We start from the raw sequence: 24,200 nt of genomic DNA, 5'->3' as shown, positions 1-24,200 counted from the left end.
GGCTTCGACAACAGGTTGCTGCGTAAACCAGCAATTATGCCTGATTTTTCAATCCTGCACCAATCGTTTGATGTGGGCTTAGTGCACTGGCCGCTCGCGATGCCGGAAAGACGATCTCCGCTTCTGTGCCAACATTTGTCTTGGAACGTAGGGAGAATGAACCACCGTGCAGTTCGGCAAAGACTTGCACAATCGATAAACCTAGCCCGGTTCCCTGTTCAGCGCTCTCAATCGCCTGTTGCCCCTGTCCAAATGCCTCCATCACCACGGGCAATTCGTCCTCCGGGATGCCCGGGCCATTGTCACGGATGCAGACATATTGCTCGCCCGTACTGCGCTTGCCAACGCGCAGGCAAATCTCGCCGCCCTCCTGCGTAAACTTCACTGCGTTTGACAATAAATTGAGCACCATCTGCCGTATGGAGCGCTCGTCCGCCCAAAGCAGAGGCAGGGTCTCCTCGTAATGCTCGTGAATGCGGATCGCTTTACCACTGGCACGCATCTGCACCAGATGGCGGCAAGCGCTAACAACCGCTGCCAGATCCAGCGCTTCTTCGTGAAGTTCGTAACGCCCGGCCTCCACCCGCGACAAATCCAGAATCTCGTTGATCAGATTGAGAAGGTGTTCGCCAGAACTGTGAATGTCCTGCGCATAATCCAGATAGGTTGGGTTCTCCATCTTGCCCAGCACTTCATCCTTCATAACCTCTGAAAATCCAAGGATAGCGTTCAAAGGGGTGCGTAGTTCATGGCTCATGGTCGCCAAAAAACGCGATTTCGCCAGATTGGCCTCCTCGGCGCGGCGCAAACTATCAAGGGATATGGCGTGTACTTGCTTCATCTCGCGCAGGAGCGCATCCTTTTCATTGCGATGCGCCAGCATCGCAACAGCATTCTTGTGCAGCTGGCGCGTAAGCATATGAAAGAACGCCTGTGCCGCCAGCGCCAGAGCGCAAAGCACCAAACTAACCGGCTGATCTGTATTGGCAAGACTAAGTACGAGCGCAACTGTCGCCGGGACAGTGGCAATCAGCTGGGCAGCAGGAAGGGGCGTGGCAAGCATAGTTGTCACGGCCAGATAGACAAGCAAGGTGGCGAATTGCAAGCTGCCAAGCCCGGCAGCTCCCTCGCCCACATAACCGAGCAGAAAGAAGCTGGACCAAACCAGTGCCAATGCCGCACTGCCAGAGAACAACAGTCTGCGTTGCTTGCTAAAAACGCGGCGTTTCTTTTTCAAGTCTAGAAGCACTCTGCGTGTGCTGAGAGCTACGAAAACGAAGCCTAAGGAAGCGACGCAACCCCACATTCCGACCCACATCATAGGCAACCAAAGCAGCGAAAGCCCACCGGCCACAAACGCAAGCAAAGGAATCGCAAACCGTGTTGCTTGCCTGTTGCGGGCAAAAATACCAAGCAGTTGGGCTTGGTGTTCCTGAGTGCCAAACTGGCGCCGCGCCTGCCCCTGCCGCCAGAGCCACAGTTTCTTGAGGAGTTTTCGGCGGCGGAGCGCCCGCTTGCCGTCGATTTGCGCGCGCGGATTTACCCCCTGCGCCGCTGTATCAAGTGGAATATCGACCCTGTCTAAACGCATTAACCTGTCCAATCTCACCAAGGGTTACCTTGATAGAAAGCAAAGTGTTTTGGCTAGAATGAACACAGAAAATTAAGATTGCTCTCAAGACTATGGTTACTAAGGTATTAATGCCAAATTTTCATTTATTAAGAAGTGTGCCACTCTGGCAATAATGGGGGTGTGCTGTTATTTTCATCTATTAGAAAGTGTGGGTCTTACAGATGAAATTACTTGGACACAGCATAGCGCCTAATGCAAGACGGGTGAGTATTTACCTTCTCGAAAAGGGAATTGCGCTTGATGCTTACCATGTTGATATAATGCAAGGCGCAGCGCTGACAAAAAACTTTGATAACATGAATCCATTTCATCAAGTTCCGGTTCTGCTTTTTGACGATGGCAGTGTCATCACGGAAAGTGTTGCCATTTGCAGGTATTTTGAAGAAATGCATCCGATCAAGCCGCTCTTTGGCCAAACTGCGCGCGAGCGAGCGCATGTGGAGATGTGGCAAAGGCGCGCGGAGCTGCATGTTTTTAATATGGTCGCGCAGGTATTCCGCCATCTGCACCCGGCAATGGAACAGCTTGAAGTGCCCCAGGTGCCCCATTGGGCGGAAGCGTGCCGGCAAAAACTTAGCCAAGCTCTCCCTATTTTCGACAGGCAATTGCAGGAAAACACGTTTCTGGCCGGTGACCGCTTGACGATCTGCGATATTACACTGGGATGCGCGCTCGAGTTTTCTAAGCTGGCCCGCGTGGAAATCCCGGCAAACTATGAAAATCTCCATGCCTATTGGCAGAGGGTACAACAACGCCGTTCATTTAGCGAAAAGCTGAAATTGTTGCAATGGGAGGACGAGGCAGCATTGCAGCAGGCACAAACAGCGTGAGAACTACAAGATTACCTTAAAAAAATATGCCAGAGGAATGGCATAAATGGCCTATATGCGTCCAAAATTTTCCAACCTATTTGTGATTTAGAAAACTATTCTAGGTTTTTGCGGTATAGAGGGACCCTATTTGCTGCGCAACCAATGCGCGAGCGTTAGGCTTGTCACTAAATAACAAGCTGATTCAATAAGTCCGGAGACCGCCATGATAGATCGTATTGACCGCCGCATTCTGGCAATACTGCAAGAGGATTGCACCGTGCCTGTGGCCGAAATCGGTCGCCGTGTCGGTCTTTCAACCACCCCTTGCTGGCGCCGCATTCAAAAGCTGGAGGAAGATGGTGTAATCACCAGACGGGTCGCGTTGCTCGATCCTAAAAAGGTGAACACCAAAGTGACCGCCTTTGTCGCGGTAACCACCAGCCAACACACGGATGATTGGCTGCGAAAATTTGCCGATGTCATTAGTGAGTTTCCGGAGGTTGTCGAGTTCTATCGCATGGCAGGGCAGGTGGATTATTTGCTGCGTGTCTCTGTCCCGGATATTGATGCCTATGATGCGTTCTACAAGCGTTTGATCGCCAAGATAGACATTGGCGATGTTTCGACAACTTTCGCGATGGAGCAGATCAAGTACACCACCGAGCTGCCCCTATCCTATGTGCCTGCGGAAAAACCAAAAGCGAACGCATAAAACTGCGCTGGTACGACAGCTTAGCAGGTTAAGCGGCAAAACCCTGCAATGGCTTTTCAGCCCTTGCGGGGTTTTTCTGTGTCCCTTGCGATAGGCGCTTGCGCGCCTACGCCTGTTTTTTTAAGGCGAGGAACGTCAATCCCCGCTCATGTGATTAAGCCGCGCCAATAGCGCAGAAGTATCCCAGCGCCCACCGCCGATCGCCTGAACATCCTTGTAAAACTGATCCACCAGCGCGGTAACGGGCAAGCAGGCGCCCACTTCTTCCGCCGCCTTTAGGCAAAACGCCAAGTCCTTGCGCATCCAATCCACAGCAAAGCCATGGGAATATGCACCATCCGCCATAGTCTTCCAGCGGTTTTCCATTTGCCAAGATTGTGCAGCACCGCCGGAAATTGCGGCAATCACTTTTTCAATATCAAGCCCGGCCTTCTGCGCAAAGTGCATGCCTTCGGATAGGCCCTGTACCAGCCCGGCAATGCAAATCTGATTGACCATCTTTGCCTGCTGCCCGGCGCCATTGCCGCCCATCAGGCCAACAAACTTCGCGAAGCAGGCGATCACTGGCTCCGCTGCCGCATAAACCGGCTCATCCCCACCGACCATCACCGTAAGAACGCCGTTTTCTGCACCGGCTTGCCCGCCGGATACCGGGGCATCAAGAAAACCCACCTGCTTTTCGCGGGCATAGCCATAGAGTTCGCGCGCAACCTCGACAGATGTTGTGGTGCAATCAATCAAGGTGGCTCCTGCCTGCATCCGCGCCAAGGCGCCATCTTCACCAAGAGTTACGCCGCGCAGATCATCATCATTGCCAACGCATGTGAAAACAAAATCGGCTCCATCTGCTGCTTTCGCCGGAGTGGCGGCAAGGCGCCCGCCGGTTTCACTTGCCCAGTCCTCGGCCTTTCGGTAGGTGCGATTGTATACGCACACTTCATGATCACCTCGCTGCGACAGGTGTTTTGCCATCGGATAGCCCATCACGCCAAGGCCAATAAACGCAACTTTTGCCATAGTGTCTCACTCTCCGTTTCCTGCGAATCCCATTACTCGCATGGATCTTACGCAGCAACAGCCGTCGATGAAAACAAAAAGAGCCGGAGCGTCGGCCCCGGCTTTTAAAGTGATTGCAACCATCAGATATGTAAGTTTGGTTACTTGCGCGTTTAGTGATGACCGATATGCCGGGTAAGCCGCCGCTCGAACACATCCCACAACCGCCGTAAAGTCTCCACCATGATCAAGTAGGCAAGTGCAGCCCAAATGTAGGCTTGAAAATCAAAGGTTCGCGAGAACGCCCGCCGGGTCTCACCCATCAAATCGAAGATGGTGATAATCGATGCGATGGCCGAGCCTTTGATCATCAATATGATTTCATTGCCGTAGGGGCGTAGGGAAACAATCAGCGCTTGTGGCAGAATGATCTTCCAGAAGGTCACCAACCGAGACAGGCCAAGAGCATCTGCTGCCTCCCACTGGCCTTTAGGCACATTCTGTATCGAGCCGCGCAGAATTTCTGCCTGATAGGCACCGGTGTTGAGCGAGAACGCCAACAGCGCGCAGTTCCATGCATCGCGGAAGAACCACCACATGCCAACGTCCTTCAGCACAGCCTGAAATGAGCCGGATCCATAGTAGATCAAGAAGGTTTGCGCGAGCAGGGGCGTGCCACGAAAAAAATACACATATGCATAGGCAATCCAGCGCAGCAGTTTGATTGTCGTCATGCGCATGGCAGCTGTCGGTATGGAAATCAAAGCGCCAAGCACCAATGACGCCGCAACCAGCTGTAATGTGACAATAAAGCCGTCAAGCAGTTTGCCGCCAAATTTCTCAAGAAACGAGGCGTCAGCCGTCAGCCGAACATCTGCAAAATAAGGGAACTGCTCAGCCCAAGTCACCGAGAGAGCCACATTGTTGCTGTCCAAAAGGAACCAAAGGATCCCGAGGCCCCCCAGTGCCCACAGGAACAACCAGGTCGTGCCGATAATGCGCTCCGCGGTCCAGCCACGGCTGTCGCTCATCATCGGTGGCAGGACGGCCTGCTGGCCAGAGGCGCTTTCGCTGGTCGAATTCATCGTGTTGTCCCCGCTCATTTTGACCGCTCCCCGCGCTTCGCCCAGCCCTCAACGTGGCTCAGTCCGTAGGAGGAGACGACAGCCAATACCAGATAAATCGCACAGGCGACTGAGAAAAACAGGAATGGCTCTTTGGTCACACGTGCAGCAGTGTTGGAATAACGGATCAAATCTGCCAGCCCGATAATCGACACCAGCGAAGTCTCCTTCAGCAAAATCAGCCAAAGATTGCCCAGTGCAGGCAATGCCAAGCGGATCAATTGCGGCAGGATAACCAAAAAGAAAGTTTTTACCCGGCTGATCCCCAGCGCATAAGCCCCTTCATATTGGCCGCGCGGAATACCTTTAAAGGCCGAGAGAAAAGCTTCGGAGGCATAAGAGGAGAACACCAGCGATAATGCAATCATTCCGGCAAAAAACGCATTCACCTCAAAGTGCTCAACGCCAAACAGGCCCACAACTCTCTGCACCAGCATTTGCCCGCCATAATAGACAAGGAACAAGGTGAGAAGCTCTGGCAGCCCGCGAAACAGGGTGGTGTAGATATTGGCGGCAGAGCGCAAATTTGGCTCGCTGGATCGCTTGGCAAGGGCAAGCAACAGCCCCAGTGCAAAACCAATGGGCAAACTGGCCAGTGCCAGCCCAACGGTCATCATTGTCCCTTTTAGGATCTCGTCTCCCCAGCCCAATGGGCCGTAAGAGAGCATCACCAATATCTCGTCCATAATGGGGGTATTCCCTGTGGCGTTTTATAGCAAACGGTGGAGAGCGCAGCCCCCCACCGTCGTTGTAGTTTTGTTCGTATAGCCGAAACGATTATTCGCCGTAAACGTCGAACTTGAAGTACTTGTCGTTGATTTCTTTGTACTTGCCGTTGGCGCGGATAGCTTTGATCGCTTTGGAGAACATCGCTGCCAGATCTTCGTCGCCTTTGCGAACGCCAATGCCAGCGCCTTCACCGTGGATTTCAGGCACGGATTTGAAGGTGCCAAGGATCTTACAGCAATCGCCGCCTTCCTCGTCAATCCACTGGGACAGCACCATCACATCATCTACAGCGCCGTCGATACGGCCGCTTTCCAGATCAAGCTTGTAGTCTTCAGCGGTTGGGTAGAGACGCACATCAGACTCAGTGAAAGTCTGTTCGGCATAGGTGGAGTGCGTGGTCGAGCTCTGGGCGCCGATAATACGGCCTTTCAGGTCTTCCAAGGTTACACCTTTCAGGTCGCTGTCTTTAGGTACAGCAAGCGCTGGCGGGGTGTTGTAGTACTTCTCGGAGAAGCTGATTTTCTTCTGGCGCTCTGGTGTGATCGACATGGAAGCAATGATCGTGTCAAATTTGCCGGCAACCAGACCCGGAATGATGCCATCCCAGTCTTGGGTGACCCAGACACACTCGATCTTCAGCTCTTCACAAAGTGCATTGCCGATCTCAACGTCAAAACCGCCCAGATTGCCATCAGAATCGATGTAGTTGAACGGAGGGTAGGCGCCTTCAGTGCCCATGCGAACTTTGGTCCACTCTTTTGCCTGAGCAGCGCCAGCAAAGGCAACGGCAGCAAGAGCAGCAGCAGCGGCGGTAATTTTTAAAAACTTCATGTTTAATCCCCTGGAATTTAAATGCAGACTTATGTGTCAGCTTTTCCCGATCCTCGTAAAAAGTGCCGGTCTTCCACCTATTTAACGGCAAAATCTGGTTTTGGCACCCCAAAATTACCCAGTTTGCGGGTGAAACCTAGCCAGATTGCCGATTTTTAGGGAAAATACTGCAATATTTCGCTGAGATTGGCACGAATTTATCCCAAATTGGGGAAAACACTACGCCTTCGGCAAGCTTCTGCTTACGCTGCTGGTTCTTGCTGGGAATAAATAGTGCATATAGAAGCAAAGTCGGCGCGAACAACAAAAAAGCAGCTCTATGGCTCAGAGCTGCTTTTGGATCTTCTTGTTTTTACGCAGCGACTTAGTCGCCGTAGACGTCAAAATCAAAGTACTTGTCGTTGATCGCCTTATACGTGCCGTTGGCGCGAAGCTCTGCGACCGCCTTGGAGAACTTGTCGGCCAAGTCCATGTCTTCCTTGCGCACGCCGATACCAGCGCCTTCGCCGTGAATCGCGGGCACGCTCTTGAAGCCCTGCAGCACCTTACAGCAGGCGCCATCTTCGCTTTTCACCCACTCGCTGAGGATCATGATATCGTCTATTGCCGCATCAATGCGTCCGCTCTCCAGCTCCAACTTGTATTCTTCCGCTGTGCCATACAGTTTGATGTCGGAGTTGGCGAAGGTTTCTTCGGCAAAGACAGAGTGCGTGGTCGAGCCCTGCGCCCCGACAATCATGTCTTCCAGCGCCTCCGGTGTTGCCTCAGTCAAAGGGCTGTCCTTAGATACGGCGATACCCGAGGGGGTCTGGTAATACTTTTTGGAAAAACCGATGACTTGTTTGCGCTCGTCTGTGATCGACATTGAGGCGAGGATCGCGTCATGTTTGCCCGCAATCAAACCGGGAATGAGCCCATCCCAATCCAGCGAAATCCACTCGCATTTCACTTCCATCTGCTCGCAAAGGGCGTTGCCGATTTCAATATCAAAGCCGGCGAGCTCACCAGAGGCATCTACAAAGGCAAAAGGAGGGTATGACGCCTCGGTTCCAATCTTAATGGAAGTCCACTCTTTTGCGTGTGCACCAAAGGCACCAGCAACCACAGCCACGCCAAGCGCAGCGATACCAACCAGATTCATGTCAGTCCCTATTTTCAAAGGCTCAAGCCCATGCAGACAGTCGGAGCCAACCATTTCTGCCTGCCCATAAGCGAGCCAACTTTGCCACCGCAACATGCGGATCTTTGCCTTATCCGTGAGTTCTCAAGTGCTGTCAATTTGAGATCACTTGAGCTGATAGTGGTGAAATGCGGAAAAAATATCCTAGCCTTAAGCGGCTTTTGGGTAAAATATCACTATTGGGTTGTTTGGTTTATTGCTGACAATCTTAGGCTGTAACTTGCCCCAGGCAATTTGTAGGTCTGCCAGCGCCAGCCGCCGGTAATCTGCTTGCCTTGCGCTGTCTAATCCAGCGGATCGCCAATCCCCGGTGGTAATGCGCTTGATCTCTTTGAGTGACTGTAAAATTTCTCTTTCGCCGAGTAGATTTGCATAGCGCCAAGCCTGCACCGCTTGCTCTCGCGCAGGCCATGTGTTGATTGCAGTGGAAAACTACAAGCCCAGTGCAGCGAAGCTGACAAAGGGCAGCAGATCGCCAGCGCGAACCTCCGCGATTTCTTCTTCTATAATGATCAGGCCCTCGGCAAAGCTTAGGGACGAAAGCAGCGCCGAGCCATCTCGCGCATATTTCTCGGCCACTTGTTGCCCCTCGGCATTTCGCAGCAGTCGGGCCCGTAAGAACTCGCGTCTGCCTGTTTTGCGGTTGCCAATTTGAAACCCGGCGGGCACCAGCAGCGGCTCAGCCTGTATAAAGCCAGCACCGGCCAGCGCTAGCAAAACAGGGCGTGCATAGGTGAGAAAGCTCACCAGCGCCGCCACCGGATTTCCCGGCAGGCCAAGCAGTAAGCACGCACCAATCTGACCGGCCATAAACGGTCGCCCCGGCTTAATGGCTAAATGCCATAGATTGAGTTCGCCAAGCTCAGCAATCGCGGCGCTGACATAATCTGCCTTGCCTTGTCCGGCCCCGCCAGAGGTCAGCAGCACATCAAAGCTCGACGCGGCCTCATGCAATGCGCTGCGCACTGCCGCGCCATCATCGGGCAGAATACCAAGATCAACCAGTTCCACCGGCAGTTTGTTTAAGGCACCAAACAACAGGTAGCGATTGGCATCGTAGATCTGCCCCGCTTCAGCTTGCGCCCCCGGCTGCACCAGCTCATTGCCAGTGGAAAATACCCCGACTTTGACAGGCGCATAGACTTCAATTTCTACCCGTCCTTCCGCTGCAAACTGCGCCACTTCCGGCGCGCGCAGCACCGTGCCGCGTGCAAGCACCGTAGCACCCGCCCGCACATCCTCACCCCGCTGCCGGATATTTGCCCCCGCGTGCACAGCGGCGCTCAAGGTGACACTCTCCTCGTTAAACTGACAGTCTTCCTGCGGCACAACCCCAACGCAGCCTCCCGGAACCGGAGCGCCGGTAAATATCCTGCGTGCCTCTCCGGCCATTAATGTGGGGCCACTGTTATCTCCTGCAAAGGTGGTGCCGACCACCTGATAGATCAATGGATTTTCGCAGGAAGCCGGCCCAAGGGCAAAGCCGTCCATGGCGGAATTGTCAAAGGCGGGCACATCCCGTTGCGCCACCAGATCTTCAGCAAGGATCCTGCCATAACACGCCGCCAAAGGCTGTGTCTCACGCCTGTTCAGCGGCTGCGCCATGTCTTGCAGCAGGGCAATTGCTTGGTTGTGACTCAGGCTTTCGTGGGTTGCTGTCATGCGTTGGCCTCGTCGTCTAATGCCGCCCAGAGCGCCGCGTCTTCGCTGGCACCAGCAAGATCCTCCGGACTGTTAATGTTAAAAAAGGGATCCAGCTGCCGTCCCTCTGCTTCCATTAAAGGGAAGTGGCATATCGCGTGTGCCTGTGCATTGATAAAGCCCATAAGACGACGCTCACCTGCTTGCAAATAACTAGATAGCGGAGTGCGCAGGCAGGTAGCCCACAGCGAAAAGGTTGGATGAAGGCGCGCACCACTCGCCGCGACGCAGACTTTGGCCGTCTGCTGATCGGCTTGCGTTGCCAGTTTCTCCAGCAGGTGCGTGGGAAAAAACGGCGTGTCCGTCGCCCCAACCAACACCTGCGAAAACCCATTCTGCGTTGCATAGTCAAGTGCGGTCAAGATGCCACTGAGAGGTCCCAAGTGGCCGGGCATGATGTCGGGCAGGATTGGCAAATTGAGTTCCACATGCGCTGTTGTTGGCGCATTGCTGGAGATAACCAGCGCGTCCACTTGAGCGCTCAAGCGCGTAGCCACATGCGCCACCAGTGGTCTACCCTCAAGCAACTGTGCCCCCTTATCGGCTCCTAGCATGCGCCGGGATAACCCGCCAGAGAGCACGCAGCCGAGGGTTTTCTCCCGTGCTTTATCGGGACGTGCAGAGGGGGCAGCAGGGGAGGGCTGGGCCATGAGCGCAAAACCTGTTTAGACATTCTACGCCCGCACTTACGAATGCATCGCGCTTATGTCTCACAAGCTAGCCGAACTTTCACCAAATGCAATCACCTGCCATAATTAATCGCAGGTTTTAGCCTGCACCACCCCTGACGTGCAGATAGCCTCGCTTACATCAAGGCAAACTGCTGGGTAAATCGGCTTTGCTCCAGTCGCAGCGAAATCAGCGTAAACGCCTCCTTCAAATCATCCCCGTCCACGTGATCGGGATAGCGTAACAATGTGTCGAAGCTAGGTGCTATATCGTTAGGGCTCGCGACGCGTAAATCGCAAAGCTGCAAAGGGCAACCTGCAAACAGCCGAAATCCCGCGTGTTCAAAGGCAAGTGCCTTCACCCCTGAGTGGCGCCGATCCTCTAGTGCAGCGGCGAAGTAGTGGTTCACGGCCTTCTCGTTGCCCTCAACCGTGAAAAACAAATGGTTCTCCCCTAGAATGAGTGCACCGCTCAGTTCGTGCTTTGTATTAAACCTACGCAGGCGCGTCAGCGTACTTTCCAGATGTGGCTCAAGCTTATAACCAAGCGCGGGCCAATGGATCTTACTTTTAAAAAACAACTGAACGTCTTGCATCGAGGGCAGCTCCGTACAACTGGAGGGGTCTGTTTGTCCTATCCTGCCGCCAAAACTATGAGTGAAAGGTAAAGGGAAACGCACTAACCTATTGCAAATTAACTCGAAATTACTCGGGGTAAAACTGCGGATAACTGCCTGTGCATACATACGTGCAATAAAAGCCTACCAATCAAAGAGGGTCCGTGATCATCACAGGAGGCAGAACGCAAAAGGGGCAGCCAAGCTGGCTGCCCCTTTTTGGCAAATAGTAAAATGCTACTAGAGTGTGATGCGGTAGGCGGCAAAACCGTCCTTGCCATCGCCCGCTTCTTCAATCTGTACACCCTTCACATCGCCCATGTATTTTTTACCAGCCGGGCCGGTTTCAAACAGCACACTGGTGTTGTCTAGCGGCTTGAACACCCAGTTAGCATCCGCAGATGGATTGATAACGCCTTGATCGACAATGTAGCGCACAATCACGTCGCGGTTGGTATCTGGTCCAACAAACACAACAACTTCATCGTTGATGCCCGGGAAGTTACCCCCGCCACCGGCGCGGTAGTTGTTGGTCGCCACAATGAACTCCTGCTCAGGGTCAATTGGCTTACCTTCGAACATCAGATCGACGATGCGGTTTGCATCGGCATTTTCCAGCTCACCTTTCGGTCCGTATTTGGAAGGCTGCGATAGATCGATCTGGTAGCTCACCCCATCAATCACATCGAAATTGTAGCTCGGGAAGCTAGGGTTAATCAGTGGCTGATCGGTCTTGCCCGGCACGACTTGATTGAAGATACCGGCAGAGCGTTCCAGCCACTCTTTAACGTCGCTACCTTTAATCTTCACCGCACGCGTGGTATTTGGATAGAGGTACAGATCGGCGACGTTCTTGATCGCCACCGCACCGGCTGCGACATCGGTGTAATATTCAGGGCCACCACGGCCACCGGCCTTAAACGGCGCTGCAGCCGAAAGCACTGGCAGGGCAGCATATGGGCCATCTTTCAGCATCTGCTTGGTGTACCAGGTTTGCGCCTGCGAGACGATCTGTACCGACGGATCATCGGCAACGAGCGCGAAGTAGGAGTAAAGCGGCGCGGATGTCTCGCCAACGGCTCGGCGCACGTAAGCAAGAGTGGCTTTGTGATCTTCAGCCACAGCTGCTTCCACTTTCGGATCGCTCTCAACTAGCGGAATGCGCTTGCGGCCATCTTTCTTGTAGATGCTTGGTACTTCTGTGGTGAATTTGGCAATCTTCCAGCCATTGTTGCCATCGCGCTCAACCATCAGATCGATAACACCAAGGTTGGAGCCCCAGAAACCACCCATCGCCGCAGGTTTGCCCATCAAGGTGCCAGCGGCAACATCAACGCCCTCAATGCCTTCAAATGCAGGACCGGGGAAGACAAGGTGCTGGTGACCGGTAAACAGCGCATCAATGCCATCAACGCCTGCAAGGTGCAGCGAGGCGTTCTCTTGCCCCTCCATGTAACGTCCACCCGTAATACCAGAGTGTGAAAGCGCCACAATAATATCAGCGCCTTCCTCTTTCATCACCGGCACCCAAGCCTTGGCAGCGTCAACAATGTCACGCGCGTTGGCCTTGCCAACCAGATGGCGGGCGTCCCAGTTCATGATTTGCGGTGGTACAAAGCCGATAAAGCCGACTTTGATCGGATGGCTCTGGCCGTTGCCATCTGTAATCATCTTCTCAACGATGACATAAGGCTTTAAAAACAGGCTATCTTTACGTCCATTGCTGCCCAGTTGGCCCTTCACAAGGTTGGCGCAGACAAATGGGAAGTTAGCGCCGTTCAGCACCTTGGTCATGAAGTCCAAACCGTAGTTGAACTCGTGGTTGCCAAGGGTGGCAGCGTCATAACCCAGCACATTCATGCCCTTGATAACCGGATGCACATCCCCATCATGCATCCCGCGCTCGTAGGCAATGTAATCGCCCATAGGGTTACCCTGCAGGAAGTCACCATTATCAACCAGCATGGTATTGGTTGCCGCAGAGCGAATGCGATTGATTATGCTCGCAGTACGCGCCAAGCCCGCTGTGTCCACCGGCCGATCCGAATAATAATCATAGGGCATGACATGAACATGCAAATCGGTGGTTTCCATCAAACGCAGATGGGCAGTGTTACCGGATGCAAAGGCGGAGTAGGGGTGCAACAGGCTGGAGGCACCAGCAGCTGCAAGGCCTCCCAAAACGCCGCGACGGGTGAGCGAAAACTGCGAAGACATGTGTCTCTCCTAAATCTAAGCCCTCGTCAAAATGACGAAGAAATATCAGCATGACTGGAAGATTCGAAAAAATCCATCAATAAGTGAAAAAATACACGTCAATATTGCAGCAGTATGATACCGCGCGTGCGGTTGTATTGGCGGCGACCTTAACGGGTCAACGATTGCTCACATTTCAGTGGGTGCTTTTAAGTGATTAATTAGCCATTTTCAGTAGTCTCTGAGCGTTATTGCTCTAAACTCCATAAATATTTATTAGATGTTTTGGATATTTATAATGTCGGCACTACTTGGCTTCCCAAAGGAAATTCTAAAAAGTTTTTCGCTCGCAAACGTTGTTTCTCTGGCTTTTGCTGATTGCTTTTCGCGTTCCGCTTGTTGCCGCATTGGAAATGTACCCCATTTAGCAACACGCTTCAAAGTGTTGTCGGATTAACATTAGTTGCTTTCTCGATAATATTTTGCGTGTTCGCTTTGCTGTACTGGTTGCTAACAATGAATGCAGTAGAGTATTCAAACGCCCAGTTTCTCACAGGAGCAAAAAAGCTACTGCTGTTTCTTTTAAAACTGGGATTCAGCGCAGTGTGCTTGATGATATTACTAACCTCTGGTTATCTTGCAGTCATTTTTATTACCAGTTGGCAATTTGGTTTGGACATAAACAGTCCAGAATACAAGCCGATCAGTAAATTCCTTATATATACAACTCTGCTCCTCTTTTTTTGGTCTTTTATAAGAATATGCGTCGTCCTGCCGATGTTCGTTGAGCGAGGGTCTGCCAGTATAATTGAAAGCTGGGTGATAACCCGCAAACTTGCTTTCGCCTTATGGCTGCCGCTTCTATTGGTTGAATTACTAGGAATCGCGTTTAGGCCTCTGTATGAATCCATCGCCGACCAGCACCTGAGCTCTCTTGTCAGATTGTTGGTCGAAAGCTTCTTGCACTCATCACTCCTTTGTATTGTTCAAGCGGCATGGAATGAATGCAAGCAATACACGATTTCAATCGAACAAATAGATGCGCGCATTAGGCCTGCTCCAGTCGCGGACTAACAGAAATTCTCCTACAACTAAAGATTAGTACGGGTCTTGTTTTATTGTATGAGTTTACTATGCAAAAAATTGCACATTGCTTCAATGCGCTTTATGGTTGTATTGACGCGTTCTTTATTTTAGTAAGGATTAAAACATGCTTGGTAGATTTCTTGGATTAATATTTAGCAATTTGCGCGGGCGAAGCTCTTCCGCATGGGCGCTGCTCTTTTTGATGCAGCTTGCCAGTTTACTGGTTGCGCAATATCCGTTGAATCCTGATCTATTGCCAAAGTGGGGTTATTGGCCCGCGCAAATTGCCTATTATTTGCTTATGTTCTATACCATCGGCTATTGGCTCGAAGAGATGAACGGTTTGCAATCTCCCGGCAGCCAAGTGTTGGCGCGCTATGTGTCTTATACATGGCTCTCTATAAAAATTGTTGCCTTCTTTGTGCTGTGTGTTGCGCCTGTTGTTGCGGTCTATTTGCTAAACGTTGAGTTCTTTGTATCCGTGCCCTTTGTGATAGTAGGGGTAGCCGGCCTAACCTACCTGTTTCTCGTGTTGTGGTGTATGGGGCGGATGGTGCCAGCCTATGCTTTCTTGGCCCGTAGCGGTTCGGGCGGAATTAAACAGGCTTGGGCCTTTACACGCCCAATACGCAAGCATCTTTGGGTGTACGCCTTGTTTACCCTAGTGTTTTTCTCAATAAACGGCCTGCTTGGCTTTTATGCCTTTAGGATCTCGGGCGGCTATGTGATTGCTCTTCTACTGGGTCTTATTGGGGCTGCCGCTTCTTACGCTGCTATGCAAGCTGTTTGGCAGCTGGCCTCAGAACATCAAGAAAGCTCCGAACCGCTTGCCAATGAGGCTTAAGATTTGGCAATACACGGAAAATCAGGGGCGGCCTTCGTGTCGCCCTTTTCCTTATGGCGCGCTTTCTACTGTGTCTCGGACTTTTTTGTGCTAGCAACAGCAAGCGGCTAATTGCTTAGTTGCAAAAGGTCGGTAATTGCAGTTCGCGAAGCAAAAAAGGGCAGGGCGTGAAAAAGCTATTGTCTTGGATGAAACCCCCATCAAGAAACGAAGAAATCTTGGATGAAGACCGAATTCTGGAAGTCCTGCGACAGGTCAAAGGCCCGCAGAAAACGGGAAACATCGTCGATCTGGGCTTGGTAAAGGATCTAAGTGTCTCTGGCGGGCGGGTCGTCTTTTCTATTGAGGTTCCAGAGGATCTTGCACCAAAACTTGAAGGGATGCGCGCCGGCGCAGAAAAAATCGTCTCCGTGTTGCCCGGCGCCGACAAGGTGCTCGTCGCGCTTACCGCGCAGCGTGTAGCAGGCGCCAAACCGGCAGCTCCTACTGCGATGCCATCGCCAACAGGTGCAACCCCAGCGAAAAGGCTACAATCGGCAAAGCCCGCCGGGCAGGATATTGCCGGTGTACGCCATATTGTCGCCGTAGCCTCAGGCAAAGGCGGTGTTGGCAAGTCAACGACAACTGTCAATCTTGCTCTCGCTTTGGCTTCTAATGGGCTCAAGGTGGGCGTGCTTGATGCTGATATCTATGGCCCCTCTATACCCACGTTGCTCGGCGAGAGCGGCAAGCCGGAAGCCACTGCAAACAAACAAATGCGGCCCAAAACCGCGCACGGGATCAAGTTTATTTCCATGGGGTTGATGGTGGATGCCGATGCGGCGCTCATCTGGCGTGGCCCAATGGTTGCTTCGGCGCTGAACCAGATGCTGCGGGATGTGCAGTGGGGCGAGCTGGATGTTCTTATACTGGACCTTCCCCCCGGCACTGGGGATGTACAGCTGACATTGGCACAAAAAGTTCCACTTAGCGGCGCAATCGTTGTGTCTACTCCGCAGGATTTGGCTTTGATCGATGCCCGCCGTGCGATCTCGATGTTTGACAAAACCGGCATCCCCATGCTCGGCCTGATTGAGAATATGAGCCATTTTGTCTGTAACACTTGCGGCGAGCGCCACGAAATATTCGGCAATGGTGGCACGCGCAGCGAGGCTGATAAGCTTGCGGTCCCCTTCCTTGGGGAAGTGCCACTTTCGCTTGCGCTCCGCCAAGCCTCTGACGCAGGAACACCGCAAGTGATAAGTGAGCCAGACAGCGCACCGGCAAAGGCCTACAGATCTATTGCGGAGCAATTGCTCCCCTCTCTTAAGCTGTCGCGCGCACAGCTGGCACGGCCCGCACCGCGCATTATTATCGAAAGCTGAAATGGTTTCAGTCCTTAGAAAACCACTGTAGATTATTGTGATATTTCATAGGGTTGCAGTAGCGGGGTGGCAGTTTGTCACCTCGCTTTTTGGTGGGCCACCGCGTAGCTTGCCCTTATCCCAGCCGCTGTCGGTAGGTGCCTCCCCCCGAAGGCTCAAAATATAGCCTGCACCGCATATGCGCTGGATATAGGAGCAGGGGCCAAAACCCCACAAGTGATTGCCATGCACGCGAAAGACAATGGCCGCGCAATCGTTGCCATGTTGCTGTCAACCGCCTTCTTTATGTTCAATGATGCAACCTTGAAATACACCGCCCAGTCTATGCCACTGGGCCAGGTCATTTTCCTGCGGGGCGTCGTAACCACGCTGATTATGGGGGCGGTTTGTTGGTATCTAGGCGTATTCAAGCTTGGAACCCGCCTTCTGCACCCAGTTGTGCTGGCGCGCACGGCGCTTGAGGTTGTCGGCTCGCTTATGTACCTGACTGCTCTGACCAACATGCCCATCGCCAACGCTACCGCAATGCTGCAGGCCATGCCGCTGATGGTAACCGCAGGCGCGGCCGTTTTTTATGGCGAGCAGGTCGGTTGGCGGCGCTGGAGCGCCATCCTCCTCGGGTTCGTTGGGGTGATGCTGATCATCCGGCCGGGTATGGAAGGCTTTGACGCATGGGCGCTACTCGCACTTGGAGCTGTGGCATTCATGGCCAGCCGTGATTTGGTCACCCGCTCTATGCCACAGGGCCTACCTTCCAGCGGAGTTTGCTTCATTGTTTGCGTCGCAGTCACCTTTATGGGCGCAGGGCTAGGACTGCAGGAACAATGGGTTTCGCTTGACAGCGCCCATGCGTTGCCTATCGCAGCGGTCTCGGCCTTTCTGATTGGCGCCTACTTCTTTGCTATTGTTGCCACAAGGTGCGGCGAGATGAGTGCGGTCACCCCCATGCGTTACACTGGACTAATTTGGGCGACTGTCCTTGGCATCGTGATCTGGGGCACAAGGCCTGATGAACTTACCGCACTTGGCATGGTGGTTGTGGTGACATCAGGGCTTTACATGGCGCTGCGAGAATACAAGCGCAAGCAACAAGGCGACAACATTCCGGCAGCGCCGCACGGGCGCAAACATCCGCCACACAAGCCCGATCTGGAGCTGGTCGGCCCTTAACCCCCCCAAAAAAATTCCCCCAGTGAACGCGCGATAAAGGAGGACAACCATGACCTTTGGTAATGATCATCTGAATGGATCTAAGGATGTAGAAATGGATCGGCTGCTGCTTAGAGCACGCTGCGAGCGCTCTCGCGCAGCCAGAGAGTTTTTTGGTAGCATGCTCAGGTTCAAGCGCCGCTAATCTGTTAGTTTTCGAATCAAATAGCGTTTATCAAGGCCCGTGCAAGCTTTGGAGCTTGTGCGGGCCTGTGCCGTAAGTCACTGTTTTAACTGAGGTTAATAAAAACTAACCCAAAGTTGCCTTGGTTAATCATCAAAATTAGTTAAATTTTTCAATGACTTGCAAAAATTTTATATTATGCATGTCGCATTTGTGAATATGGGAGCCTTATAGGCAGGGGAAAGAGCTAAAAAAACAACTTGTAATTAGTGCCTAATTTTGCCCATATTCGCAATGAGACCTACAAAAGTAGGCCACAACTCCGCAAAACGCGGATTATTTGGGTTCAGTTGGAGAAACATCATGTTTGCAAAATTTTTGAAAGACGAGTCTGGCGCCACCGCCATTGAATACGGCCTGATTGCTGGTTTGATTTCCGTAGTGATTATTGCAACCGTTACGGCAGTTGGTGGTGATTTAAAAGGCGTTTTTGGTAAGCTCAACGCTGCGCTAGATACAGCGAATACGGCTTCTACCGAAAGCGATGGAACCTAACGCGCCAAATAGGGCTTAAAGGAAAAGGAGCGATACTTCGCTCCTTTTTTGTAGGCAAAATAAACCTCTACCTCCGGTGGAGGACTGGAAGAGTTTTACATTTTGGTTGAGAGACCTTTCTGCTTGGTCCGCTGTTTAGAGACCCACTTAATCAAGCAGGGAGGTTTATTATGGATGTAGACCACCTTAAGCACAGTAGTTACGACTGTAAGTATCATATTGCTTTTAGCAGTAAATATCGCACAAAGCGGCTTTACGGTGAGTTGCGTAGAGAGCTGAAGGGTCAGTTCATCAGATTGGCGCTGGAAAAATGACGCCGCATTGAAGAAGGCGAGCTTTTGCTTGACCTTGTGCAAATGCATGTCTCTATCCCACCTAAGTACTCAGTGGAGCATATCGTTGTATTTTTGAAAGGTAAAACGTCACTTTCTGTTGCTAACAAGTATGCAAGGAAACGGCGCTATAGAGGATATCATTTTGGGGCACGGGGATACGTTGTATCAACGACGGGTTAACAAGAGCAGGTCGTTAGGCGATACATCCAAAATCAGAAGAAAAGGAAAAGTCCTGTGACTACAACGATTTGTTCAAGGTTAGTTGTTAACGACCAACAAAACCACTTCTAGTGGTCCAAGCGAAGTGTTACAAGCTTCAACCTCTGGTGGAGATCATGTCTTTGAGGCCGCCATTCCCTTACCCGCCCGTGACACTCATGTGCCTGCTGACCGACCCGGGCGTGTTTACCCCCCGTTCAATGACAAAATCATGCCCCATGGGCTTGCGCGCCACAGCCGCTTCAATTGCCGCTTCCAGCACATCATCTGCTTCAGATGCCCGCAGCGCCGCCCGCAAATCAGCCCGGTCATCTTGCCCAAGACATAGATAAAGCTGGCCTGTGCAAGTCACCCGCACGCGGTTACAACTTTCACAGAAATTATGCGACATCGGCGTGATAAACCCAACGCGCCCGCCAGTCTCGGCAATCCGTTCATAGCGCGCCGGCCCTCCGGTAACATGGCTGCTGGCCGAAAGACTGTAGCGAGAGGCAATGCGCTCACGCACCTGCGCAAGCGAAAGAAATTGCTCGTTTCGATCCCCATCAATCTCGCCCATCGGCATGGTCTCGATAAATGTGATATCGTGCCCATCCCCGTGTGACCACGCCACCAGATCAAGCAGTTCGTCGTCATTGAAGCCTTTCAGCGCCACACAGTTGATCTTGATCTTGAGGCCTGCATCCTTGGCAACTTTGATGCCATCCAGCACCTTTTGCAGGTTGCCCCACCGCGTCACTTCATGGAATTTTTCTGCGTCTAGCGTATCAAGCGAAACGTTGATCCGCCTCACCCCGCAATCATAAAGCTCATGGGCAAAACGATGCAGCTGGGTGCCATTCGTGGTTAGCGTGAGTTCCTGTAGAGCGCCGCTGTCCAAGTGCCGCCCCATAGCGCGGATAAACGATATTATGTTTTTGCGTACCAAAGGTTCACCACCGGTCAGGCGCAGCCGCTTTACACCCCGCCGAACAAAGGCCGAGCACAGCCGGTCCAGTTCCTCCAGCGACAATACTTCCTTTTTGGGCAAAAAGCTCATATTCTCCGCCATGCAATACACACAGCGCAAGTCACAACGATCTGTCACAGACACACGTAAATAGCTCACATGGCGGCCAAACGGGTCAATCAGCGGCGCCTCGGTTGGTGCAGCTTTTGCATCCTGTCCAACTTGAATTTTGCCTGCAAAATTCGCGGGCTCGTGAGAGGAAACTGTTTGCCGTGTCACTATTCGTCTCTCCAAAAATGCGTTGTCACAGAAAAGTTCATTTTCTGCATTTGCAATGCAACGTTGCGTGACCACTTTAAAGCGGGATGGCAGATGCAAACCATTAGCATAAAACCTGAGGCCAGAATTTGTCAAAACTCAATTTACCCCTCGGAAGCATTAATAAATTTAAATAATCCAGCGATTATAACACATACTATCGGTTCTGAGCGACACCAAATGACATTGCGTAACAAGCGAGAAGTGCTAATGAAAACATATATTTGGCCGGTTGAAATTCGTCTGCAGAAAGACCGGCAGCATCTACTGATTGAATTTGATGATAATACAAGTATCAAGCTTTCTGCCGAGTACCTGCGTACGCACTCCCCATCTGCCGAAGTGCAAGGGCACGCAGCAGATCAAAAAAAACTTGTATCGGGCAAAGCTGATGTAAAAATACTGGAGGTCCTGCCCCAGGGAAACTACGCGGTCCGCCTTGTCTTTGATGATATGCACAACACTGGCATTTACAGCTGGACCTATCTTCAGGAGCTAGCGATAAATTTTGCGGCCAACTGGCAAGTGTATATAGAGGAGCTCGCCTCAGCTGGTGCAAGCCGAGAGCACTAGCGCAACAAATATCGCCAGCTGAGGCAAAGGGCAGGCGCATACCGCGTCCTGCTCTCTGTTTCGCAGTTTATGCTAGCGATAGTTAGTGCTGTACAATAACTCGGGCACCAACAGATACGTTCTCGTAAAGGTGGATCACATCCTCATTTGCCATGCGGATACAACCCGAGGAGACTGCGGTGCCAATGGTCCAAGGCTCGTTTGACCCATGGATGCGATAGATGGTGCTGCCGATATACATTGCCCGCGCGCCTAGGGGGTTATTGGGCCCGCCTTCCATATAGCTCGGCAGGATCCGCCCTTTACGCCGCTCGCGCGCAATCATTACCGCCGGTGGCGACCAGCTCGGCCACTCCGCCTTGCGGGTGATACGGTGCGTGCCGGCCCACTGAAAGCCATCACGGCCGACGCCAACCCCGTAAACCATCGCAGTACCGTTCCCGCGAATATGGTAGAGGCGGCGCTCGTTCGTTTTCACAAGAATGGTGCCAGAGGGTAGGGCGCTTGGATATCGCACCAGCTTGCGCTTGATCGGTGATTTGCCGTGATGGGCCGCGCCATAAGTAACCCGTTTCTTTGTTATCGGGTCGAAGAAGTAGTTGGATGCTGCTTGCGCACTGCTTGCCGCTAGCAACAACGCTGCGCCGAGCAAGGCCATTTTTTTTAATACGTGCATAGTAATTCCTTGGTTTCTTATGGGTGGCGGGAGTAAATGCCCCGCATAAGCCAAGGATTTTCATAGAAACGCTATGCAGCCGTTAAGCCTGCCCACCTCGCGGCAGCAAAAAAGCACGACCAGTGCACCTTTGTTCTCCTGTCCTAAACATCCTCCTGCAAGGCACATTTCAATAAGAATAAAATTGAACCAAACTCAGGACATCCGCAGTAAAAACGCACAGGTGAACGAAAAAGGGAAGGCCGTTTAGCCTCCCCTTTAAAGCGTAGATGTTGTAGATGCACTGCGTCTGACGCTAGCTCAGGTGCAGTTCCTTGAAAAAGTCATTACCCTTGTCATCAACAACGATAAAGGCCGGGAAGTCTTCAACCTCGATGCGCCAGACAGCTTCCATACCAAGCTCTTCAAACTCGACTACCTCAACCTTTTTGATGCAATCCTGCGCAAGACGCGCCGCTGGTCCGCCAATGGAGCCAAGGTAGAAGCCGCCATGCGCCTGACAGGCGCGCCGAACCTGCGCAGAGCGGTTGCCCTTGGCCAGCATCACCATGGAACCACCTGCCGCTTGGAACTGATCCACATAAGCATCCATGCGCCCCGCAGTGGTTGGCCCGAAGGAGCCGGATGGCATGCCCTCAGGTGTCTTAGCCGGACCGGCGTAATACACAGGGTGGTTCTTGATGTAATCCGGCAACGGTTCGCCAGCCTCCAGCCGGTCACGCAATTTGGAATGGGCCAGATCACGTGCCACAATCAGCGGTCCGGTTAGCGACAACCGCGTCTTGATCGGATGCTTGGAAAGCTCTGCCAAAATTTCCGGCATTGGCCGCGTCAAATCAACCTTGACCACTTTGTCAGACAAGGCATCCTCGTTGATTTCCGGCAGATACTTTTCCGGATGCCGCTCAAGATCCTCCAGAAAGATACCGTCCTTGGTGATCTTTCCCTTTGCCTGACGGTCAGCAGAGCAAGAAACCCCAATGCCAATTGGCAGCGATGCTCCGTGCCGTGGCAGGCGGATCACCCGCACATCGTGGCAGAAGTATTTACCGCCAAATTGCGCACCCACGCCGGTTGCCTGCGTCAGTTTGTGGATCTGCGCTTCCATCTCTTTATCACGGAAGGCATGCCCCAGCTCCGAGCCTTGCTCCGGCAACTCATCCAGATAACGGGCAGAGGCGAGTTTCACGCTCTTCAGGTTTAGCTCTGCCGAAGTCCCCCCAATCACCACAGCAAGGTGGTAGGGCGGGCAGGCGGAAGTGCCAAGGGTAAGGATTTTTTCCTTGATGAATTCCATCAGGCGCTCGGGTGTCAGCAGGCTTGGAGTGCCCTGAAACAGGAAGGTCTTGTTCGCAGAGCCGCCGCCCTTCGCCATAAACAGGAATTTGTAGGCGTCCTCGCCCTCGCTATAAAGCTCGATCTGCGCCGGCATATTGTTGCGCGTGTTTTTCTCTTCAAACATGGAAATCGGCGCTAATTGCGAATAGCGCAGGTTCTTTTTGAAGTAAGCATCGCGCGCGCCCTCCCCAAGGGCGGCTTCGTCATTGCCACTGGTCCACACGCGTCGACCACGCTTGCCCATCACAATAGCAGTGCCGGTATCCTGACACATTGGCAACACGCCCGCTGAGGAGATATTGGCGTTTTTCAGCAGGTCATAGGCAACGAACTTGTCGTTCTCCGTTGCTTCTGGATCATCAAGAATTTTGCGCAATTGCTCCAGATGTTCCGCTCGCAGGAAGTGGTTGATATCGGCAAATGCCTCCTCGGCCAACAGGCGGAGGCCCTCGTCTTCAACCTTTAGCAATGAGGTGCCATCAAAAGCGATCTCGCTCACGTGATCGCTGGTAAGTTTGCGGTACTTGGTCTTGTCCTCGTTGAGCGGAAATAATGAGGAGTGAACGTAGTCAGGTGCGGTGGTCTCTGGCATAAGCTGTTCTCTTTTTTTGGCAAAGAGTGTTCTCTAGGCAATTCTCAGCTGTGGTTGTAACGGCAAATTGCCTGCGGGCAAAGCGCCGCGCTAAGTTTTTGTGCTTATCGCCGGATTATCGCCATGAGGCCATTGGCAATTAGTGGAAAACGGACGCCCAAACAAAAAAGCCCGCGACAGTGCGGGCTTCTTTGTTGTTCCAACAGGAAGGAAGGCGTGGTTACGGCACCCGTGTCGCCTCGATGTGCAATTGCACATTGACCGGCAGCGCAACTTGTCCAGCAGAAGTGCCTTCGCCAATTTTAAAGGCATCGCGCATCAACTCCACTGTCCCTTCGGCAACCGCCTTGTCTCCGTCAATTTCCAGGGAAAAGGGCAGCGTAACAGGCAGCACAATGCCTTTCAGCGACAGCTCTCCGTTCAGTACATAGCCACCATCAGGGCCCGGTTTCACACTTGTGCTCGTAAACACTGCTTGCGGGAAGGCAGATGCATTAAACCACTCAGCCGAGGCTAATGCGCTTTCGATTTGCGATGTGCCGGTCTTTACCGAACCAAGCTCGACTGAGGCCGAGATCTGCGCTTCGCTCAATGCATCAGGATCAAAGCGAATCTCAGCAGACCAACTGTCAAAGCTTCCCTTGATTTCGTTTCCGCCTTGCGATGCGGTAAACGCAATTGAACTGCTTGCCTGATCAACTTGCCATTCACTTGCCGACGCTAGCGCAGTGCTGCCAAGTACACAAAGACCAGCGACCAGAATTCCAAACAACCTACGAACTTCCATGATTTCTTTCCTTAGAAAGTGGTGGTCAGGGC

The 24,200-nt window shown here is 52.5% G+C and carries 24 protein-coding genes and 1 pseudogene; 10 read left to right on the top strand and 15 right to left on the bottom strand.

Annotation, left to right across the window (positions count from 1 at the left end; genetic code table 11):
- Nucleotides 1-34 precede the first annotated feature (34 nt).
- Nucleotides 35-1,591 (bottom strand): sensor histidine kinase, encoded by a 1,557-nt coding sequence (locus AYK82_RS13605; RefSeq protein ID WP_082733937.1) that lies wholly within the window; start codon nucleotides 1,589-1,591, stop codon nucleotides 35-37.
- Between the two features lie 203 nt (nucleotides 1,592-1,794).
- On the opposite strand from AYK82_RS13605, the gene AYK82_RS13600 reads away from it, so the two are divergent.
- Nucleotides 1,795-2,463 (top strand): glutathione S-transferase family protein, encoded by a 669-nt coding sequence (locus AYK82_RS13600; RefSeq protein WP_082733936.1) that lies wholly within the window; start codon nucleotides 1,795-1,797, stop codon nucleotides 2,461-2,463.
- 205 nt (nucleotides 2,464-2,668) lie between these two features.
- Complete coding sequence (locus AYK82_RS13595; RefSeq protein WP_068316929.1) at nucleotides 2,669-3,157, top strand: Lrp/AsnC family transcriptional regulator; 489 nt, start codon at nucleotides 2,669-2,671, stop codon at nucleotides 3,155-3,157.
- 135 nt (nucleotides 3,158-3,292) lie between these two features.
- Here the strand turns inward: AYK82_RS13595 and AYK82_RS13590 are convergent, their stop codons facing one another.
- The 10 genes from AYK82_RS13590 to AYK82_RS13545 form a co-directional block, all read right to left on the bottom strand.
- A complete protein-coding gene (locus tag AYK82_RS13590) occupies nucleotides 3,293-4,174 on the bottom strand; it encodes an NAD(P)-dependent oxidoreductase (RefSeq protein WP_068316920.1) in 882 nt (293 codons plus the stop codon).
- Nucleotides 4,175-4,326: 152 nt separating this feature from the next.
- Nucleotides 4,327-5,256, bottom strand: coding sequence for an ABC transporter permease (locus AYK82_RS13585; protein ID WP_244265765.1), 930 nt, complete (start codon nucleotides 5,254-5,256; stop codon nucleotides 4,327-4,329).
- Nucleotides 5,253-5,963 carry an ABC transporter permease gene (locus AYK82_RS13580; protein ID WP_068316914.1) on the bottom strand — a complete coding sequence of 237 codons (711 nt, stop codon included), beginning with the start codon at nucleotides 5,961-5,963 and terminating at the stop codon, nucleotides 5,253-5,255. Before AYK82_RS13580 ends, AYK82_RS13585 begins: the two co-directional genes overlap by 4 nt.
- A gap of 91 nt (nucleotides 5,964-6,054) precedes the next feature.
- Complete coding sequence (locus AYK82_RS13575) at nucleotides 6,055-6,837, bottom strand: ABC transporter substrate-binding protein (protein ID WP_068316907.1); 783 nt, start codon at nucleotides 6,835-6,837, stop codon at nucleotides 6,055-6,057.
- A 364-nt stretch (nucleotides 6,838-7,201) separates the two neighbouring features.
- The gene (locus AYK82_RS13570; protein ID WP_068317336.1) at nucleotides 7,202-7,978 is read right to left on the bottom strand and encodes a transporter substrate-binding domain-containing protein; all 777 of its coding nucleotides are present in this window, start codon (nucleotides 7,976-7,978) and stop codon (nucleotides 7,202-7,204) included.
- Between the two features lie 189 nt (nucleotides 7,979-8,167).
- Nucleotides 8,168-8,407, bottom strand: a complete 240-nt coding sequence (locus tag AYK82_RS13565) for a hypothetical protein (RefSeq protein ID WP_068316900.1) — start codon at nucleotides 8,405-8,407, stop codon at nucleotides 8,168-8,170.
- Nucleotides 8,408-8,449: 42 nt separating this feature from the next.
- Nucleotides 8,450-9,679 carry a molybdopterin molybdotransferase MoeA gene (locus AYK82_RS13560; protein WP_082733935.1) on the bottom strand — a complete coding sequence of 410 codons (1,230 nt, stop codon included), beginning with the start codon at nucleotides 9,677-9,679 and terminating at the stop codon, nucleotides 8,450-8,452.
- Complete coding sequence (mobA, locus tag AYK82_RS13555) at nucleotides 9,676-10,368, bottom strand: molybdenum cofactor guanylyltransferase MobA (protein ID WP_068316897.1); 693 nt, start codon at nucleotides 10,366-10,368, stop codon at nucleotides 9,676-9,678. Before mobA ends, AYK82_RS13560 begins: the two co-directional genes overlap by 4 nt.
- Before the next feature lie 155 nt (nucleotides 10,369-10,523).
- Nucleotides 10,524-10,982: a BLUF domain-containing protein gene (locus tag AYK82_RS13550; protein WP_068316894.1), complete on the bottom strand. Its 459-nt coding sequence runs from the start codon at nucleotides 10,980-10,982 to the stop codon at nucleotides 10,524-10,526.
- A 261-nt stretch (nucleotides 10,983-11,243) separates the two neighbouring features.
- On the bottom strand, nucleotides 11,244-13,220 hold the full coding sequence (locus AYK82_RS13545) for a bifunctional 2',3'-cyclic-nucleotide 2'-phosphodiesterase/3'-nucleotidase (protein ID WP_068316891.1): 1,977 nt from the start codon (nucleotides 13,218-13,220) through the stop codon (nucleotides 11,244-11,246).
- 495 nt (nucleotides 13,221-13,715) lie between these two features.
- Between AYK82_RS13545 and AYK82_RS13540 the strand changes: the two genes are divergently transcribed.
- From AYK82_RS13540 to tnpA, 7 genes and pseudogenes are all read left to right on the top strand, one after another.
- Nucleotides 13,716-14,273, top strand: a complete 558-nt coding sequence (locus AYK82_RS13540) for a hypothetical protein (RefSeq protein ID WP_068316888.1) — start codon at nucleotides 13,716-13,718, stop codon at nucleotides 14,271-14,273.
- A 136-nt stretch (nucleotides 14,274-14,409) separates the two neighbouring features.
- Nucleotides 14,410-15,129: a hypothetical protein gene (locus AYK82_RS13535; protein WP_068316886.1), complete on the top strand. Its 720-nt coding sequence runs from the start codon at nucleotides 14,410-14,412 to the stop codon at nucleotides 15,127-15,129.
- A 188-nt stretch (nucleotides 15,130-15,317) separates the two neighbouring features.
- Nucleotides 15,318-16,493, top strand: a complete 1,176-nt coding sequence (locus AYK82_RS13530) for an Mrp/NBP35 family ATP-binding protein (RefSeq protein WP_068316883.1) — start codon at nucleotides 15,318-15,320, stop codon at nucleotides 16,491-16,493.
- Nucleotides 16,494-16,718: 225 nt separating this feature from the next.
- A complete protein-coding gene (locus AYK82_RS13525) occupies nucleotides 16,719-17,663 on the top strand; it encodes a DMT family transporter (protein WP_068316880.1) in 945 nt (314 codons plus the stop codon).
- 49 nt (nucleotides 17,664-17,712) lie between these two features.
- Nucleotides 17,713-17,847: a hypothetical protein gene (locus AYK82_RS18510; RefSeq protein ID WP_279626431.1), complete on the top strand. Its 135-nt coding sequence runs from the start codon at nucleotides 17,713-17,715 to the stop codon at nucleotides 17,845-17,847.
- A 342-nt stretch (nucleotides 17,848-18,189) separates the two neighbouring features.
- Nucleotides 18,190-18,381: a Flp family type IVb pilin gene (locus AYK82_RS13520; protein WP_068316877.1), complete on the top strand. Its 192-nt coding sequence runs from the start codon at nucleotides 18,190-18,192 to the stop codon at nucleotides 18,379-18,381.
- Nucleotides 18,382-18,551: 170 nt separating this feature from the next.
- A pseudogene (tnpA, locus tag AYK82_RS18630) lies at nucleotides 18,552-18,985 on the top strand (IS200/IS605 family transposase).
- A gap of 89 nt (nucleotides 18,986-19,074) precedes the next feature.
- Here tnpA and moaA read toward each other — a convergent pair.
- Nucleotides 19,075-20,112, bottom strand: coding sequence for a GTP 3',8-cyclase MoaA (moaA, locus tag AYK82_RS13510; protein ID WP_082733952.1), 1,038 nt, complete (start codon nucleotides 20,110-20,112; stop codon nucleotides 19,075-19,077).
- A gap of 300 nt (nucleotides 20,113-20,412) precedes the next feature.
- On the opposite strand from moaA, the gene AYK82_RS13505 reads away from it, so the two are divergent.
- Nucleotides 20,413-20,775: a gamma-butyrobetaine hydroxylase family protein gene (locus AYK82_RS13505; RefSeq protein WP_068316869.1), complete on the top strand. Its 363-nt coding sequence runs from the start codon at nucleotides 20,413-20,415 to the stop codon at nucleotides 20,773-20,775.
- Nucleotides 20,776-20,857: 82 nt separating this feature from the next.
- Here AYK82_RS13505 and AYK82_RS13500 read toward each other — a convergent pair whose 3' ends face one another.
- From AYK82_RS13500 to AYK82_RS13490, 3 genes are all read right to left on the bottom strand, one after another.
- Nucleotides 20,858-21,451, bottom strand: a complete 594-nt coding sequence (locus AYK82_RS13500; RefSeq protein WP_068316865.1) for a L,D-transpeptidase — start codon at nucleotides 21,449-21,451, stop codon at nucleotides 20,858-20,860.
- Between the two features lie 295 nt (nucleotides 21,452-21,746).
- Entirely contained in the window at nucleotides 21,747-23,381 is a 1,635-nt protein-coding gene (locus AYK82_RS13495) for a fumarate hydratase (protein WP_068316858.1), read from the bottom strand.
- A gap of 220 nt (nucleotides 23,382-23,601) precedes the next feature.
- On the bottom strand, nucleotides 23,602-24,168 hold the full coding sequence (locus AYK82_RS13490; RefSeq protein WP_068316851.1) for a YceI family protein: 567 nt from the start codon (nucleotides 24,166-24,168) through the stop codon (nucleotides 23,602-23,604).
- Nucleotides 24,169-24,200: the final 32 nt, after the last annotated feature.

This window comes from Polycladidibacter hongkongensis (assembly GCF_001561995.1).
Lineage (GTDB): Bacteria > Pseudomonadota > Alphaproteobacteria > Rhizobiales > Stappiaceae > Pseudovibrio > Pseudovibrio hongkongensis.
Note: the sequence above shows the minus strand (reverse complement) of the source record. Positions and strands in the feature narration are given on the sequence as shown.

What these genes read in the sequence shown, in the direction of transcription:
- AYK82_RS13605 (WP_082733937.1), bottom strand. Translation starts at nt 1,591, where the DNA reads ATGCGTTTAGACAGGGTCGATATTCCACTTGATACAGCGGCGCAGGGG.
- AYK82_RS13600 (WP_082733936.1), top strand. Translation starts at nt 1,795, where the DNA reads ATGAAATTACTTGGACACAGCATAGCGCCTAATGCAAGACGGGTGAGT.
- AYK82_RS13595 (WP_068316929.1), top strand. Translation starts at nt 2,669, where the DNA reads ATGATAGATCGTATTGACCGCCGCATTCTGGCAATACTGCAAGAGGAT.
- AYK82_RS13590 (WP_068316920.1), bottom strand. Translation starts at nt 4,174, where the DNA reads ATGGCAAAAGTTGCGTTTATTGGCCTTGGCGTGATGGGCTATCCGATG.
- AYK82_RS13585 (WP_244265765.1), bottom strand. Translation starts at nt 5,256, where the DNA reads ATGAGCGGGGACAACACGATGAATTCGACCAGCGAAAGCGCCTCTGGC.
- AYK82_RS13580 (WP_068316914.1), bottom strand. Translation starts at nt 5,963, where the DNA reads ATGGACGAGATATTGGTGATGCTCTCTTACGGCCCATTGGGCTGGGGA.
- AYK82_RS13575 (WP_068316907.1), bottom strand. Translation starts at nt 6,837, where the DNA reads ATGAAGTTTTTAAAAATTACCGCCGCTGCTGCTGCTCTTGCTGCCGTT.
- AYK82_RS13570 (WP_068317336.1), bottom strand. Translation starts at nt 7,978, where the DNA reads ATGAATCTGGTTGGTATCGCTGCGCTTGGCGTGGCTGTGGTTGCTGGT.
- AYK82_RS13560 (WP_082733935.1), bottom strand. Translation starts at nt 9,679, where the DNA reads ATGACAGCAACCCACGAAAGCCTGAGTCACAACCAAGCAATTGCCCTG.
- mobA (WP_068316897.1), bottom strand. Translation starts at nt 10,368, where the DNA reads ATGGCCCAGCCCTCCCCTGCTGCCCCCTCTGCACGTCCCGATAAAGCA.
- AYK82_RS13550 (WP_068316894.1), bottom strand. Translation starts at nt 10,982, where the DNA reads ATGCAAGACGTTCAGTTGTTTTTTAAAAGTAAGATCCATTGGCCCGCG.
- AYK82_RS13545 (WP_068316891.1), bottom strand. Translation starts at nt 13,220, where the DNA reads ATGTCTTCGCAGTTTTCGCTCACCCGTCGCGGCGTTTTGGGAGGCCTT.
- AYK82_RS13540 (WP_068316888.1), top strand. Translation starts at nt 13,716, where the DNA reads ATGAATGCAGTAGAGTATTCAAACGCCCAGTTTCTCACAGGAGCAAAA.
- AYK82_RS13535 (WP_068316886.1), top strand. Translation starts at nt 14,410, where the DNA reads ATGCTTGGTAGATTTCTTGGATTAATATTTAGCAATTTGCGCGGGCGA.
- AYK82_RS13530 (WP_068316883.1), top strand. Translation starts at nt 15,318, where the DNA reads ATGAAACCCCCATCAAGAAACGAAGAAATCTTGGATGAAGACCGAATT.
- AYK82_RS13525 (WP_068316880.1), top strand. Translation starts at nt 16,719, where the DNA reads ATGCACGCGAAAGACAATGGCCGCGCAATCGTTGCCATGTTGCTGTCA.
- AYK82_RS18510 (WP_279626431.1), top strand. Translation starts at nt 17,713, where the DNA reads ATGACCTTTGGTAATGATCATCTGAATGGATCTAAGGATGTAGAAATG.
- AYK82_RS13520 (WP_068316877.1), top strand. Translation starts at nt 18,190, where the DNA reads ATGTTTGCAAAATTTTTGAAAGACGAGTCTGGCGCCACCGCCATTGAA.
- AYK82_RS13505 (WP_068316869.1), top strand. Translation starts at nt 20,413, where the DNA reads ATGAAAACATATATTTGGCCGGTTGAAATTCGTCTGCAGAAAGACCGG.
- AYK82_RS13500 (WP_068316865.1), bottom strand. Translation starts at nt 21,451, where the DNA reads ATGCACGTATTAAAAAAAATGGCCTTGCTCGGCGCAGCGTTGTTGCTA.
- AYK82_RS13495 (WP_068316858.1), bottom strand. Translation starts at nt 23,381, where the DNA reads ATGCCAGAGACCACCGCACCTGACTACGTTCACTCCTCATTATTTCCG.
- AYK82_RS13490 (WP_068316851.1), bottom strand. Translation starts at nt 24,168, where the DNA reads ATGGAAGTTCGTAGGTTGTTTGGAATTCTGGTCGCTGGTCTTTGTGTA.